The sequence below is a fragment of the Solimicrobium silvestre genome, from assembly GCF_002976435.1.
GTDB lineage: Bacteria > Pseudomonadota > Gammaproteobacteria > Burkholderiales > Burkholderiaceae_D > Solimicrobium > Solimicrobium silvestre.
In genome coordinates this window covers 122,686-136,467 of sequence record NZ_PUGF01000008.1, presented here as the reverse complement: position 1 = coordinate 136,467, position 13,782 = coordinate 122,686, and the positions used below count along the sequence as shown (strand labels likewise).

Annotated in this window: 13 protein-coding genes; 10 read left to right on the top strand and 3 right to left on the bottom strand. The window is 48.5% G+C overall.

Annotation, left to right across the window (positions count from 1 at the left end; translation table 11 throughout):
• Positions 1-19: 19 nt before the first annotated feature.
• Positions 20-904, bottom strand: coding sequence for a LysR family transcriptional regulator (locus S2091_RS10160; protein ID WP_105531700.1), 885 nt, complete (start codon positions 902-904; stop codon positions 20-22).
• 123 nt (positions 905-1,027) lie between these two features.
• On the opposite strand from S2091_RS10160, the gene S2091_RS10155 reads away from it, so the two are divergent.
• The 4 genes from S2091_RS10155 (at position 1,028) to S2091_RS10145 (ending at position 6,403) form a co-directional block, all read left to right on the top strand.
• Complete coding sequence (locus S2091_RS10155; protein ID WP_105531699.1) at positions 1,028-1,627, top strand: short chain dehydrogenase; 600 nt, start codon at positions 1,028-1,030, stop codon at positions 1,625-1,627.
• A 58-nt stretch (positions 1,628-1,685) separates the two neighbouring features.
• Positions 1,686-1,811 (top strand): hypothetical protein, encoded by a 126-nt coding sequence (locus S2091_RS24650; RefSeq protein ID WP_279337697.1) that lies wholly within the window; start codon positions 1,686-1,688, stop codon positions 1,809-1,811.
• 201 nt (positions 1,812-2,012) lie between these two features.
• A complete protein-coding gene (locus S2091_RS10150) occupies positions 2,013-3,272 on the top strand; it encodes an efflux RND transporter periplasmic adaptor subunit (protein WP_243405388.1) in 1,260 nt (419 codons plus the stop codon).
• Entirely contained in the window at positions 3,269-6,403 is a 3,135-nt protein-coding gene (locus tag S2091_RS10145) for an efflux RND transporter permease subunit (RefSeq protein ID WP_243405387.1), read from the top strand. The genes S2091_RS10150 and S2091_RS10145 overlap by 4 nt, the downstream gene beginning before the upstream one ends.
• 156 nt (positions 6,404-6,559) lie before the next feature.
• On the opposite strand, the gene S2091_RS10140 is transcribed toward S2091_RS10145, so the two are convergent.
• Complete coding sequence (locus S2091_RS10140) at positions 6,560-6,925, bottom strand: hypothetical protein (protein ID WP_165794965.1); 366 nt, start codon at positions 6,923-6,925, stop codon at positions 6,560-6,562.
• 281 nt (positions 6,926-7,206) lie between these two features.
• Between S2091_RS10140 and S2091_RS10135 the strand changes: the two genes are divergently transcribed.
• The 6 genes from S2091_RS10135 to S2091_RS10110 all read left to right on the top strand — a co-directional run bounded on the left by S2091_RS10135 (position 7,207) and on the right by S2091_RS10110 (position 12,854).
• Positions 7,207-8,178 (top strand): hypothetical protein, encoded by a 972-nt coding sequence (locus S2091_RS10135; RefSeq protein ID WP_243405386.1) that lies wholly within the window; start codon positions 7,207-7,209, stop codon positions 8,176-8,178.
• 257 nt (positions 8,179-8,435) lie between these two features.
• The gene (locus S2091_RS10130) at positions 8,436-9,866 is read left to right on the top strand and encodes a sensor histidine kinase (protein WP_105531696.1); all 1,431 of its coding nucleotides are present in this window, start codon (positions 8,436-8,438) and stop codon (positions 9,864-9,866) included.
• Positions 9,856-10,416, top strand: a complete 561-nt coding sequence (locus S2091_RS10125; protein ID WP_105531695.1) for a hypothetical protein — start codon at positions 9,856-9,858, stop codon at positions 10,414-10,416. Before S2091_RS10130 ends, S2091_RS10125 begins: the two co-directional genes overlap by 11 nt.
• Positions 10,413-11,825, top strand: coding sequence for a sigma 54-interacting transcriptional regulator (locus S2091_RS10120; RefSeq protein ID WP_105531694.1), 1,413 nt, complete (start codon positions 10,413-10,415; stop codon positions 11,823-11,825). The genes S2091_RS10125 and S2091_RS10120 overlap by 4 nt, the downstream gene beginning before the upstream one ends.
• Positions 11,826-12,051: 226 nt before the next feature.
• Positions 12,052-12,402 carry a BON domain-containing protein gene (locus S2091_RS10115; protein ID WP_105531756.1) on the top strand — a complete coding sequence of 117 codons (351 nt, stop codon included), beginning with the start codon at positions 12,052-12,054 and terminating at the stop codon, positions 12,400-12,402.
• A 98-nt stretch (positions 12,403-12,500) separates the two neighbouring features.
• On the top strand, positions 12,501-12,854 hold the full coding sequence (locus S2091_RS10110) for a hypothetical protein (RefSeq protein ID WP_105531693.1): 354 nt from the start codon (positions 12,501-12,503) through the stop codon (positions 12,852-12,854).
• 102 nt (positions 12,855-12,956) lie between these two features.
• Here S2091_RS10110 and S2091_RS10105 read toward each other — a convergent pair whose 3' ends face one another.
• A complete protein-coding gene (locus S2091_RS10105; RefSeq protein WP_165794964.1) occupies positions 12,957-13,769 on the bottom strand; it encodes a DUF4349 domain-containing protein in 813 nt (270 codons plus the stop codon).
• Positions 13,770-13,782 lie beyond the last annotated feature (13 nt).

The following is a 13,782-nucleotide window of genomic DNA, read 5'->3' as shown; positions in this document are numbered from 1 at the left end:
TAACACCATGACCATGGATTTACGCCCCCAGTCGTTGCATCATAAATTCAATAAAGGTACTGAGTTTAGGCACCTGTTGACGGTCGCGTAAATAGACCAGATGCACGGGGCGTGGCGGTGCCAAATAGTCGCTCAAAATACTGACCAGATGGCCTTGCACCAGATCGTCGGCCACTAATAATTGGGGTTGCATGATGATGCCGAAACCTTGCAGCGCAGCCATTCGTAATGCTTGCCCGTTATTGGACTGAAAGCGGCCGTTGGATTGAGTGGAAAACTCGCCATCAGCTTGTTGTAAGCGCCATTCAACCCGTTGATTAGAATGGGTAAAATTCAGACATTGGTGATTAGTCAGTTGTTCCGGCGTGACCGGCGTGCCGTGTTTAGTCAAATATGACGGCGCGGCGCAAACCGCCATGTGGTATGGCTGCAAAGGTCGGGCGATCAGGTTGGAATCAGCTAACTCACCCACACGGATCACCGCATCATAGCCCTCTTCAATCAGATCCACGACCTGGTCATTCAAGGTCAGTTCCACGCTTATATCCGGGTAATTGTTTAAGTATTCGGTCAGCAGCGGCGCTAATTGTATTGAACCATATGTCACTGTGGTGCTCAGCCTCAAATGACCGCGTGGAGTAGCCTGCATTGCTTGCGTGCCAGCTTCGGTAGCGCGGAGTTCTTCTAGCAACGCTTTACAGCGCGGATAATAACTACGGCCAATTTCAGTTAAATTTTGGCGGCGCGTGGTGCGTGACAACAAACTCGCGCCCAAACGCTGTTCGAGATGACGTATATGTTTACCGACCATCGGCGGTGAAATACCAAACAGTTCTGCTGCCGCCGTCAAACTGCCGCTCTCTACCACGGCAACAAACACTTCCATGCTCAATAATCTATCCATTGCAAACTCTGAGTTTTTAATGAAATGCAGTTTATCGTATTTATCTGCGGACGAGAAACACAGAAGATAGCGACTCAGCTTCACTTCTTATGTACTTCTTATTTACTTATCAACGAGGAAATCATGAAAATTGTTCACATCGGAGCAACCGGCACCTTAGGCAGCGCAGTCGTTACAGAGCTTGCCCCGCGCCATGAAATTATTCAGGTTGGTCATCAACGCGGTCAGTTGCAGGTTGATATCACCAATTCCGACAGCATTAAAACGTTGTTTGAACGCATCGGAAAAGTCGACGCCATTATTGCTACTACCGGTAATTTGCATTTTGGGCCGTTGACGCAAATGACCGCCGAGCAGTTCCGCATTGGTCTAAATAGTAAATTATTAGGGCAAGTTGACCTGGCCTTGATCGGACAACATTATCTGAACGACGCTGGATCGATTACCTTAACCAGCGGCATCGTTGCCAATCAGCCGATCCGCTTAGGTGCTAACGCATCTGCCGTGAATTCGGCGATTGAGGGTTTTGTGCTGGGCGCGGCGATCGAATTGGCGCGTGGAATCCGGATCAACGTGGTTAGCCCAACGATACTGGAAGAATCGATGGGTATTTATGGCGATTTCTTTGCCGGTTTTGAAGCAGTACCGGCACGCCGTGCAGCGCTGGCGTTTCGGCGTAGCGTTGAAGGTGCACAAACTGGGCAGGTTTATCAGGTCGTGTGATGCGAAAGAAAATGATTTTTCATTTTCAGTATGATTGCGATTGATAGTGAAACAAGCCATGTCAGAAGGCGCGCCAATGCAATATGTGTTGGTACTGGCTGTAGATAAGCGTGAAGACTCTGCTGTTTATGCTTCAGCAAAATTACGATTAGAGTTAAAAATAAAATCGGGTAATGCTTCTTAATTACCTGGTTAATGGGAGTAGTAAGTAACTCGCTTAAGTGCGTAACAGTTGACTGCGATAGAGCGTTAATAAAATATAAATGACTCAAAAGTCATTAGCAAATTTAAGAAGGCACGATTATAATTACTAACCCAAAAGTCAGTAATTTTGTAAATCCATCTTAAATTTGCTCTTGGTTCAGCGCCAGGAAAAAGGAAAATCGTGCCTTTCACCTCAACTACCACCTCAAATAAGCTGCACTTTGCCAGTCAAAAAATAGTCCAATTTGTACAGATAAGTTGCGTAGCAAGCATGATCTGCTTGTTGGCGGCTTGCTCCAAGCCGGTAGAAAAAGTGGAAGAAGTGCGTCCGGTGCGTGCCGTTATGGTGGGCGCGGGTAGTGCTGACGTGCTGGCCGAGTTTTCTGGCGAGCTGCGGCCGCGTGTGGAATCGCGTTTAGGATTTCGGGTCGCAGGTAAGATTGTGGCGCGCAAAGTCGATGTCGGTACGGTGGTGAAGCGTGGTCAACTGCTGATGCAGTTAGATGGACAAGATTTAGCCTTGGCGCAAGTACAATCCAGCGCTGGGTTACGCGCAGCAGAAAGTAGTCGTGATCTGGCGCGTGCCGAACTGAAGCGTTATACCGAATTACGTGCAGAAAATTTCGTTAGCCAAGCCGTGCTGGACAGCAAAACCACCGCTTATCAAGGAGCGCAAGCCAGTTATGAACAGGCTGCGGCGGCGCAAAAAAATCAGTCGAATCAATCGTCGTATGGCTCTTTACTAGCTGATGTCGATGGTGTTGTTACCGAAATCGATGCGGAAGTCGGGCAAGTAGTCGCAGCCGGTACGCCGGTGGTGCGCGTGGCGCAAAGCGGTGAAATTGATGCAGTGATTGGTATCCCTGAAGATAAAGTGAATGCGATCCGCAACATTAGTGATGTGCGGGTGCGGATCTGGGCAAATCCTAACTCGTCTATTGCTGGTAAATTGCGTGAATTGTCCCCTATTGCTGATCCGGTCACGCGTACATATACGGTCAAAATTGCGTTACCCAATGATGTAAAAGATATTAAGTTAGGCATGACAGCCTATGTCACGTTTGCCGCTAAAACCGCGACTAGCGTTTTAAAGCTACCGACTACCGCGCTGTTTCAGGATAAAAATGTTACCTCGGTGTGGCTGGTGGAACAAGGCCACGTGCGCCTGGTGCCGATTCAGGTTGCTGGTTCCGCTGGCGAAGACGTGTTGGTTGCGTCTGGCATATCAGCTGGACAAACCGTGGTGACTGCGGGCGTGAACATGCTCAAGGAAGGCCAAAAAGTACAGATATTAGGCGCTGTGCAAGCTGCTAATGTGACTGCGCCAGTAACTGGCTCGGATTCAACCTCAACTCCAACTTCGGCCGTTAGCGTGCCTGCATTACATCCTGTAGCTGCTGTGACCGATGTCTTCTCGGCTTCCGCTGGAGTTACGCAATGAGCGGGCATGAACAGCGCAGTGAGCAAATGGAGAGTAAATCCAAAATAAAATCCGGTTTTAATTTGTCACGGTGGGCGCTGGAACATATTCCACTGACCCGTTATTTAATGGTGGCATTGCTGATCGGCGGAATATTTAGCTACGGCCAACTAGGACAAGATGAGGATCCGCCGTTTACCTTCAGGGCGATGGTGGTACGTGCGGTTTGGCCGGGCGCAACTGCCTTGCAAATGGCTGAGCAAGTAACAGATAAGCTGGAAAAAAAATTACAAGAAACACCCTACATAGATAAAATCCGTAGCTATTCCAAGCCCGGTGAAACCACGATTATTTTGCAGCTGCGGGAATCGACTCCACCTAAGGAAACACCTCAAGCCTGGTATCAGGTACGTAAAAAAATGGCTGATATTCAAGGCACGTTGCCGCCCGGCGTCATCGGTCCATTTTTTAACGATGAATTTGGTGATACTTACGGTTCTATTTTTGCCTTATCCGGCGACGGTTTTAATTATGCGCAAGTCAAGGAATATGCCGACTATGTGCGTCAGGAATTGCTGAGGATTCCATCAATCTCAAAAGTAGAATTATTTGGCGCGCAGGACGAGCGCGTCATGATCGAATTTTCACAGAAAAAATTTGCACAGCTGGGCATTACTGTCGATGCGGTAGTAGCGCAATTGAACGCACAAAATGCGGTCGATTCAACCGGTGTGTTAGTCACTTCAACCGATAATTTACAAGTGCGCGTGACCGGCGCGTTAAAGACCGCAAAAGACTTTGAAGATCTGGAACTGCGTGCCAATGGAACACCGTTCCGCCTCGGCGATTTTGCGATTGTGAAGCGTGAATACCAAGATCCGCCGCAAGACAAAATGCGATTTAATGGTCGTGAAGTTATCGGTCTCGGTGTGTCGATGGAAAAAGGTGGCAACATTATTCTTTTGGGTCAAAACCTGGAAAAAACCGTTGCGCAAATCAAGGCCAAGCTGCCAATCGGTATTTCACTTGAGCGGGTTTCCAATCAACCTAAAATCGTCGCCGATTCAGTCAATGAATTTATTCGTGCACTAATGGAAGCGGTCGTGATCGTGCTGGCGGTCAGCTTTCTGGCGCTGGGCCTGCATACCAAACCGCTGCGTCTGGATATCTGGCCGGGCCTTGTAGTGGGTTTGTCGATTCCGCTGGTGTTAGCCGTGACTTTTTTATTCATGCGGATTTTAGATATCGATTTACATAAAATTTCGCTCGGCGCCTTAATTATCGCACTCGGTTTGCTGGTCGACGATGCCATTATTGCTGTCGAAATGATGGTCCGCAAAATGGAAGAAGGTTTTTCACGCTTTGATGCCGCCACTTTCGCGTACACCTCAACCGCAATCCCGATGTTGACCGGCACCTTAATTACCGCCGCCGGTTTCTTACCAATCGGCTTGGCTAAATCGGCCGCCGGTGAATATACCTTTTCAATGTTTTCAGTGAATGCGCTGGCTTTGTTGATCTCATGGCTGGTGGCAGTTATTTTTACGCCTTATCTCGGTTATTTATTACTCAAGGTGAAACCCGTGTCATCGCACGGTGCAGGGCATGAAGTTTTTGATTCACCGTTCTTTAATCGCTTCCGTTCGCTGGTGAACTGGTGCGTGGAATGGCGTAAAACCACCATCGCCATTACTCTGGGCGTGTTTGCCTTGGGTTTGTTTGGCTTTAAATTTATTGAACAACAATTCTTTCCAGATTCCAGCCGACCTGAATTAATGGTGGAAATGTGGCTACCGGAAGGAAGCTCATTTAAAGCGACCGAAGCGCAAGTTAAAAAATTTGAAGCGTTGGTGCGTAAAGAGGCTGGCGTCGAAAGTATTACCAGTTACGTTGGCACCGGTAGTCCGCGCTTTGTTCTGACGCTGGATCAAATTTTCCCGCAATCGAATGTGGCGCAAATCGTGGTGTTGCCGGTCGATTTAAATGCACGTGAAGCGCTGCGCTTAAAAATTGGCGAGTACTTTAAAACCGACTTCCCGGAAGTCCGTGGGCGAGTACGTCTATTGCCGAATGGCCCGCCAGTGCCATATCCGGTGCAGTTCCGCGTCATGGGACTGGAAGTGCAGACCGTGCGCAAGATTGCCGATCAGGTTAAAGAAATCATGCGCGTTAATCCGAATACGTTGGGCGTGAATGACAACTGGAATGAATCGGTTAAAGTGCTGCGGCTGGATCTGGAGCAGGATAAATTACGTGCATTAGGCATCAGCTCGCAAACGGTAATGCGTACTGCGAATACCCTATTAAGCGGTACGACGGTTGGGCAATTCCGTGAGGATAATAAGCTGATCGATATCGTCATGCGCCAACCAGCGGAAGAACGTTCTACGATTGAAGCCTTAAATCAAGCCAATATTCCAGTCGCAGGTGGCCGCACTGTGCCGTTGTCTCAAGTGGCGCGGGTGCATATGGTGTGGGAGCCGGGCGTGGTTTGGCGTGAAGGACGTGAGTGGGCCATTACCGTGCAGTCGGATGTAATTGATGGCATTCAGGGAGCTACGGTATCGTCACAAATTGATCCGAAACTGGAAGCAATCCGCGCTACTCTGCCGGCTGGTTATGTGATTGAACTGGCCGGTGCTGCGGCTGACAGTAGCAAGGCGCAAGACTCGATTGCCGCCAATGTGCCGTTGGTGATTTTTATTATCTTTACTCTATTGATGCTCCAATTGCAGAGCTTTTCACGCACGGTACTGGTGTTTTTAACCGGCCCGTTGGGTTTGGCAGGAGCTTCGATGGCTTTGCTGATTTTGCACCGGCCAATGGGCTTTGTGGCGCAACTCGGCGTGATTGCCTTGTTTGGAATGATCATTCGTAATTCGGTGATTTTGATTGATCAGATCGAACAGGATATTGTCGCCGGTTCGCCGCCGTGGACAGCGATTGTGGAATCAGCCGTGCGTCGCTTCAGACCAATTATTTTGACAGCCGCCGCCGCGGTGTTGGCGATGATACCGTTGTCGCGCTCGGTATTCTGGGGTCCGATGGCGGTGGTGATTATGGGCGGATTGATTGTGGCAACTGCGCTCACTTTGCTGTTCTTGCCGGCGCTGTATGCCACCTGGTTTAAGGTGAAGCCGGTGCAAAATTGATTAAATTTTAGTTTGGTTTAGAACCAAGTTTCCTTGTGTGCCTAGTCATAAAAAGCCAACAGTTATCTTAACTGTTGGCTTTTTTTCTGGGAAAAATGAAGCAATGTTAATCATAAAATGCTGGGCTGATAGAGCGTTCGCCCAGCCTACCCTATCCTACCCAGCTGCATCGGCATGATGAGGTTTTTTTCTATGAAACAGCATAATTAATCCAATCACCAACAAAGCTGGAAACAGCAATGGTGATAACAAAACGAGGCCACCAATAAAAAGCGCAGCAAACAAGGCGATTAAAAACACTGAAACACCGGCGAGTATCAAGCTGACAAATACCGCGCATAGCACTACTGCTACGATAGCCATCAAAACACCACCGAATGCAAAACCGGCACCGGTTATCCCGGTAACATGCTCACTATCGACGATAACTGTCATCGGGTCAGCGAAGCAATACATCAAACAAACTGCAATGAATGCGAGCGCGGTTAATGTAATAGTGATAATCAGAGAGTTGCGTGCCATGGTTTTCATTTTTATCCCTTTCAAGGTAGTTGAAGAACTGATGGCGTCATCCTATCGCGTATAAAATCTGGATCAATTTGTAAGCGATGGAGTGCAGAAACAGAGGGATAGACTGAAAAAATACGGGGCAGAATGCGTCAGATGGCGTTCAGCAAAGTTCCACAAACTAATTTATTCACATGCGGGTAGTAAGCTAGACATTTTTAGATTAGGCTGGAGATTGGTATTGATACAAAGAAATTTCTTCTAAATTATGGAATTTGGTATTCACGACTATCAAGATGAACCGACAGGTAATACAAGGTGACGGTATGGAATTCAAAAAATGGATTAATAAGCAACGCTGGTGTAGTAAATTTACCATCATAACAGCGACGTTTTTGGCGCTCGTGACGCTGCAAGCTCGCGCTGAAACACTCCTTATTCACCCAGCCGCCGAATCAGCTGCCGACCCACGTTATCAATATGACTGGGCCGTGTTGCGGGCGGCAATGGACGAAACCGTTGACACATTTGGCCCTTATAAAATTCAAGAAGCCGACGAGCTTGGGATGGTGCAAAAGCGTGTGGATTACGAAATGCAAATTCCGACTGGCTCCATCAATGTCTTTGTTCGAGCAACATCCATCGATCTTGAAAAATTATTCCTTCCGATCCGCATTCCGGTTGATCGCGGTATTCTTGGCTATCGGGTATTTTTAGTGCGCAACGCAGATCTTCCACGCTTCGCTTCTGTCCACAAGTTGGATGAATTGCGCAAATTTCGTTTTGGTCAGGGCAAGGATTGGATTGATGTCCAGATTCTGACTTCTGCCGGTTTTACCGTAATTGAGGGCACTAATTACGATGGCTTGTTTTCGATGCTGACGCATTTACGCTTTGATATCTTTTCACGCAGCATCGATGAGGCGTTTAGCGAATACGGTAAGCAGCAAGAGAGCAATCCAACCATGTCGATTGAACCTAGCTTGGTGCTGCATTATCCCCTGCCGCGTTATTTTTTTGTGCGACGTGATCCACAAGGTAAGCAATTGGCAAAACGAATTGAAAAGGGGATGGAAAAGATGGTGCGCGACGGCTCTTTAGTTAAGTTGTTTTTCCAATTCAAAAAACAGCAGATTACCCAAGCCAGACTTGATAAACGTGCCGTATTAAACATTTCTAATCCGCTGTTGCCGCCCGAGACGCCGTTATCGCGACGCGAACTTTGGTATGATCCGCTGGATCCTATATCGGCAAGTAATAAAAAATAAGGCCGATATTAAATCAGCACATGCATGTTTGTAGTGCTAATTTGCGCATTGTGAATAAATCAACTTATTGTGCTTAATATATACTGTCGAAAAACATAATTTTTATCGCTCTAAGAGCCATTAGATACGTTAAAAAATCAAAAACGATGGTGTATATTAGGTGGCCTTAATTTGTTATAAATTTCCTTAGTCCACCATTATTTTCAATAAAATATCCGCAAGATTATCTATCTTCCACACGCCATTAAAGAAAGCCTATGCTAGCCACTTTGTCATTCCGCCAGTTATTGCTGGCGGGTTTTTTGTTGATTGCCGTGCTGCTGAGTGGTACCTCGGTGCAAGCCTTGCTCACGATAGGACATCTGGCTACCCAAAGCCGCACAGTGGCGCATCAGGCTGTGGCATTAACGGCAGAAACACAACGCTTGGCGGAACGTACTGTGGCGATGGAGCGAAGCGCGCGTCAATACATGGTGCTGGATGATCCGGCGTTTCGCGCACTCTTTCTCTCCGCCTTACAAGATGCCCGCGCCTCGTTGCAATTAGTGGTGCAGGCCGCTCCCGGTTTGCCTACCCAGCCAGTAGCAAAGTGGCTGCAACAAAGCGCGTTAGCCTGGGACATGATGCAAGATGCGCCGGATAGAGCCGCCTTAAAAAAACAGCAGCAAGCTTTGTATTCCGCACTGGTCAACTTGTCTGAGATTAACGATCAACTCGCTTTGGCGAGCAAGCGCGAGATAGAACGCAGCAATGAAGCGGCGCTGTCTGAGCTTGAGCAGCAGCGCCGTTTGTTAATCGGCCTGGTGAGCGGCGCTATACTACTGGCGATCTTGTTGGCCTTGTCGTTCGGCGTCTGGCTGTCGCGTCCGCTGGCGCAAATCGAAGTAATAATTGAACGTTTGGGCGAAAACAAATTTGATCAATCCATCGTTATTCATGGCCCTGCCGACATGCGTAAATTGGGCCTGCAACTGGATTGGCTGAGGCAGCGATTGGGAAATCTGGAAGACGATAAAAGCCGCTTTCTGCGTCATATTTCGCATGAATTAAAAACGCCGCTGGCGGCATTGCGGGAAGGTGTCGCGCTACTTAAAGACGAGGTGGTTGGCACGCTCACTGAACCGCAACGTGAAATTGCCCGCATCCTGAGCCAAAACAGCGCTTCGCTACAAATCCAGATAGAAGATTTATTACGCTATAACACGGCAGTATTTGATGCCCGGCAGGTGCAATTGAGCCGCGTCAATTTACCGGAATTACTAACCTCGGTAATTCAGGATCAACGTTTGCAATGGCAGGCACGCAGCCTGCAAATAACTGTCGTGCCCGGCACGGTGACGGAGATAGATGCGGACGCGGGTAAGCTGTCTATCGTATTGGCCAACCTGCTCACCAATGCCGTCCGGTTTAGCCCGGTTGGCGGCGTGATCCAGTTTGTGCTGGCTGCCAAAGCGCAGGCTGTTCAGATCGATTGTATTGATCAAGGGCCGGGCATCGCTGCTGAAGATACCAAGCATATTTTTGAGCCTTTTTATCAAGGTGCGCGACAAATGCCGGGAGCCCGTAGCGGGAACGGCATTGGGCTGTCTATTGTGGTTGAATACATCGCCGCGCATGATGGTAATGTACAACTTTTACCTGTTAGTGCAGGTGCCCATTTTCGGATTGAACTGCCCTATGAACACTAAAATAATGCTTGCTGTGTGCGGCTTGTCCAGCGTACTGCTGCTGGGTTGTAAAACTCCGCCAACCTCAGAAGTCATCGTGCCAAGCGTGCCAACCTCCCCTGTCATCGCGCCAGTGGCGGCTCCCGTGCACACGGAAATAGATGATTTGCTGGCCTACTATCAAAGCAATCATCAAATGTCGCAAACCGAATTACTAAAAAATTTGGTTGACCTGAATTCGGCATTAAAAAGCCCGCATAGCGATTTGCAGAAAGCGATTATTTTGGGCTGCTTGCGCGGCCCGGTTGAGTTAAGCCGCGCAACCGTTTTATTGGATGGCATTATCAAATCGAGCGATCCACAGGCACAGCGCTTGCTGCCATTGGCTACTCTGCTCTATGCCAATTACAGCGAATGGCGACGCCTTGATGACGCACTGGATAAACAAAATCAACAGCTCAAAGAAGCGCAACGGCGTGCCGATCAATTGAGTCAAAAATTGGAAGACCTGAAAGCGATTGAACAGCAATTACCCAGCCGGCCACACGCCAGTAATGAAAGCCGTCCATGAGCAAATCGAATGAAGCTGCGCCGAATGAAACTGCCCATATATTGCTAGTGGACGATGACCCTGATCTGCTCACCTTAATTTCCATGCGTCTGCGCGCAGCCGGGCATCGGGTCACAGCGGTAGCCAGTGCCGAAGCCGCGCTGGCCAGGTTGGCGATTGAATTGCCCGCGTTAGTGATTAGCGACGTGCGTTTGCCGGGGCGCGATGGTTTAGCTCTATTTGATGAAATTCGCCGCCTGCATGCTGCCTTGCCGGTCATTTTACTGACGGCGCATGGCACGATACCGGACGCGGTAGACGCAACGAGTCGCGGTGCTTATGCGTATCTGACCAAGCCGTTCGATGGCACTATTTTGTTGGAAAAAGTCACTCATGCATTGAGCTTGACAGCACCTACTTCCGGCTCCGGCAACAGTGATGGTAGTGACGGTAATGGCGAAAACTGGCGCGCTGAATTAATCAGCCGCAGCCAGCGCATGGCGGAGTTGCTGACCGAGGCCAAACTGGTAGCTGCCACTGATGCCAGTATTTTGATTCAGGGCGAAAGCGGCACCGGTAAAGAATTACTGGCACGCGCAATTCATCGCGCCAGCCCACGCGCCAAAGCACCATTTATAGCTGTTAATTGCGGCGCGATACCAGAGCAGCTATTGGAGTCGGAATTATTCGGGCATGTTAAAGGCGCATTTACCGGAGCGTTGGCGCATCGCAACGGCTTGTTTCAATCCGCCAACGGCGGCACCTTGTTTTTAGATGAAATTGGTGACATGCCTTTGCCGCTGCAGGTCAAATTATTACGGGTGCTGCAAGAGCGCATGGTGCGCCAAGTCGGAGCTGATCAAGCCAGTGCGATTGATGTACGCGTACTGTCAGCCACGCATCGTGATCTGGATGTGGCAATGCAAGAAGGCCTGTTTCGTGAAGATTTGTATTACCGCTTAAATGTTGTCACGCTGGTGTTACCGACGTTAGCCGAGCGACGCGAAGATATCGCACTACTGGCCAACCATTTCCGGCAGCAGCTGGCTGAAAAATATGGCAAGGAGATTAATGGCTTTGCGCCCGATGCACTGGCCGCATTAATGGCTGCAGCGTGGCCTGGTAATGTGCGCCAACTGCATAACGTGGTTGAGCAAGTCTGCGCGCTGGCAACGACACCGTTGATTCCTCTGTCACTGGTGCAGCGTGCGTTAAGGCTGCCAGCTCTGGAAGTATTGAGCTACACCGAAGCCAAGCAGCGCTTTGAACGTGATTACTTAATCCAGCTGTTAAAGCTTACCGATGGCAATGTGTCGGATGCCGCCAGACTGGCGGAACGCAATCGCACCGAGTTCTATCGCTTACTGCAAAAACATGATTTAACTGCCAGTTTGTTTCGGGATGATCCAGACCCTGTCGCTGCAGAGTGACAGGAATAAACCGTTTGAAATCAAAGGTTTAACTATTTAGGTTGAATTGCTGTCGCTAATTCCAGACACTATGTCGTCAACATTATGCGTGTGGAGTTGTTAAATTACACGGCTAATTTGCTAAGTCATTGAATGTGAAGTGATTTTTTGGGGCTGGCACGGTCTGTGCTCTAGGGTAGTTATGCAGCGTCATAAAGACACTGCGTTCAACCTGAAAGGATTTATTATGCAAAACCGTAAAATGATCGTTCCATTTATTACAGCCGCATTATTGTCAGCCGTATCGATTTCTTCTTTTGCGCAGCAGCCACCTGCCGAGCCAACAGGCCAACCAGGGATGGTAGAAAAAGCTGGCGTTGTTGTGGAAGATTCTGTGATTACCACTAAAGTGAAAAGCGCATTGGTTGCTGATAAAGACGTTTCAGCCCTTAAAATTAATGTCACGACCAAGCAAGGTGTGGTCATGCTGACGGGCGCTGCGCCAACTGTTGAAGCGATTAAACATGTTTTGCAATTGGTCGCTGCGATTGACGGCGTAAAAGATATCGAAAGTCATCTGCAAGTAAAAGCTAGTTAATTAGGTTAGCTATTCAATGACCGTCAACTCAGGTTGGCGGTATATTTCTCCCCCTGAAATCGCTGCTGAAGCGATGATTCCATCTCGGAGAATCAAACATGATTTATGAAATACAGATACGCGCAACAGGTAGTAAACAATATTCACCCCAATCTTTATCTCAATCTTCATCCGAACAATTAATCTGGGTCGAAAGTAGCTTGCCAACGCGCGCTTTCGAACAGTGGCTGGTAAAACGTAACTTGTTGAATTTTTTAGGTAATGGCGCGGTAGCTCGTTGGAGCATCGTCCAGACCAAGCGCCCGGCGCATTTTGTGCTTGACTCCGAAGAGCGTGCACTAGAACAGCGGATTGCCGCGTTAATGCACCCAACATCGGTCGTAAAGAAAGTTCCGGCTATTACTAAAGCACATAGAGATTTGCATTTAAGCGAGTTTGCCTTAGCTGCGTGAACGTTGAATAAAACGCATAGTTAGTTTTTATATCGCCACGCCGCATCCCACCCTTGAAGCGTGGCGATTTTTTTTGTGATTACGGACAATTTGTGTTTGCCGTTATTTATTTTTTACCTTAAGTGTTTTTGGCGCCTTCCAACGTCGCCATATTTTTCGCACTATCCACAAGAGCAAGGCCAGCAATACACTCCATGGCAGCATAAATGCGATGAAGGTAATGAGCGCCGACATTGCTTGTGATAAATTGCCGGTAAATTCAGACAAAGCTTGTTTTATCGGTGTCCAGAAGCCACTGCGGTGTGCCGAATCGATATACACCGATAGTGTTTCAGTTTCTACTCGTTGCATAAGCTGCGCCTGCTTGCCAGTCATCGCTTCGATCTCGCTTTGTACTTCAGCCAGCTCTTTATTCAACTTGATCAATGTGTCGATATTGCTGCCGGGTTTTGCTTGCAGCTCTTCCAATTGATGGCGGTAACTAGTCAGCATGGCCAATTTTTTTACAGCGTCTTCGATGGAGCCGGCCAGATCTTCTGCTGTAGTGGCCTGGCTGGTAATGGGGCCTTGGGTGCTGAGGGCGGTAATCAGTTTTTGTATGCCCGCTGCCGTGGCGCGTATTTTCAAATAAGCGCTGCTGGAGCGACCGGTACTAAGTTCTGATGCTAAAATAACACAGTGTTCACTTACTGCTGCCAGGCAAGCCGCCTGCCCAGCATTAAAAATGAGCGTTACTTTCTGTTCATCCGTATCGATGCGGATGGTGTGCTGATATGCCAGATATTGTTTTTGCAGGCTGGCGCCGGATGCTGCCATTTTCGCTGCCGGAGCGGAATCGGGAGACATTCCCGCTTCTTTATGCGAACAGGCAGATAAGCTCGCGATAAGGAATGAACAGAAAAGTAGACGCTTCATTAAAATTCCGCAG

What these genes read in the sequence shown, in the direction of transcription:
- S2091_RS10160 (WP_105531700.1), bottom strand. Translation starts at nt 904, where the DNA reads ATGGATAGATTATTGAGCATGGAAGTGTTTGTTGCCGTGGTAGAGAGC.
- S2091_RS10155 (WP_105531699.1), top strand. Translation starts at nt 1,028, where the DNA reads ATGAAAATTGTTCACATCGGAGCAACCGGCACCTTAGGCAGCGCAGTC.
- S2091_RS24650 (WP_279337697.1), top strand. Translation starts at nt 1,686, where the DNA reads ATGTCAGAAGGCGCGCCAATGCAATATGTGTTGGTACTGGCTGTAGAT.
- S2091_RS10145 (WP_243405387.1), top strand. Translation starts at nt 3,269, where the DNA reads ATGAGCGGGCATGAACAGCGCAGTGAGCAAATGGAGAGTAAATCCAAA.
- S2091_RS10140 (WP_165794965.1), bottom strand. Translation starts at nt 6,925, where the DNA reads ATGGCACGCAACTCTCTGATTATCACTATTACATTAACCGCGCTCGCA.
- S2091_RS10135 (WP_243405386.1), top strand. Translation starts at nt 7,207, where the DNA reads ATGAACCGACAGGTAATACAAGGTGACGGTATGGAATTCAAAAAATGG.
- S2091_RS10130 (WP_105531696.1), top strand. Translation starts at nt 8,436, where the DNA reads ATGCTAGCCACTTTGTCATTCCGCCAGTTATTGCTGGCGGGTTTTTTG.
- S2091_RS10125 (WP_105531695.1), top strand. Translation starts at nt 9,856, where the DNA reads ATGAACACTAAAATAATGCTTGCTGTGTGCGGCTTGTCCAGCGTACTG.
- S2091_RS10120 (WP_105531694.1), top strand. Translation starts at nt 10,413, where the DNA reads ATGAGCAAATCGAATGAAGCTGCGCCGAATGAAACTGCCCATATATTG.
- S2091_RS10115 (WP_105531756.1), top strand. Translation starts at nt 12,052, where the DNA reads ATGCAAAACCGTAAAATGATCGTTCCATTTATTACAGCCGCATTATTG.
- S2091_RS10110 (WP_105531693.1), top strand. Translation starts at nt 12,501, where the DNA reads ATGATTTATGAAATACAGATACGCGCAACAGGTAGTAAACAATATTCA.
- S2091_RS10105 (WP_165794964.1), bottom strand. Translation starts at nt 13,769, where the DNA reads ATGAAGCGTCTACTTTTCTGTTCATTCCTTATCGCGAGCTTATCTGCC.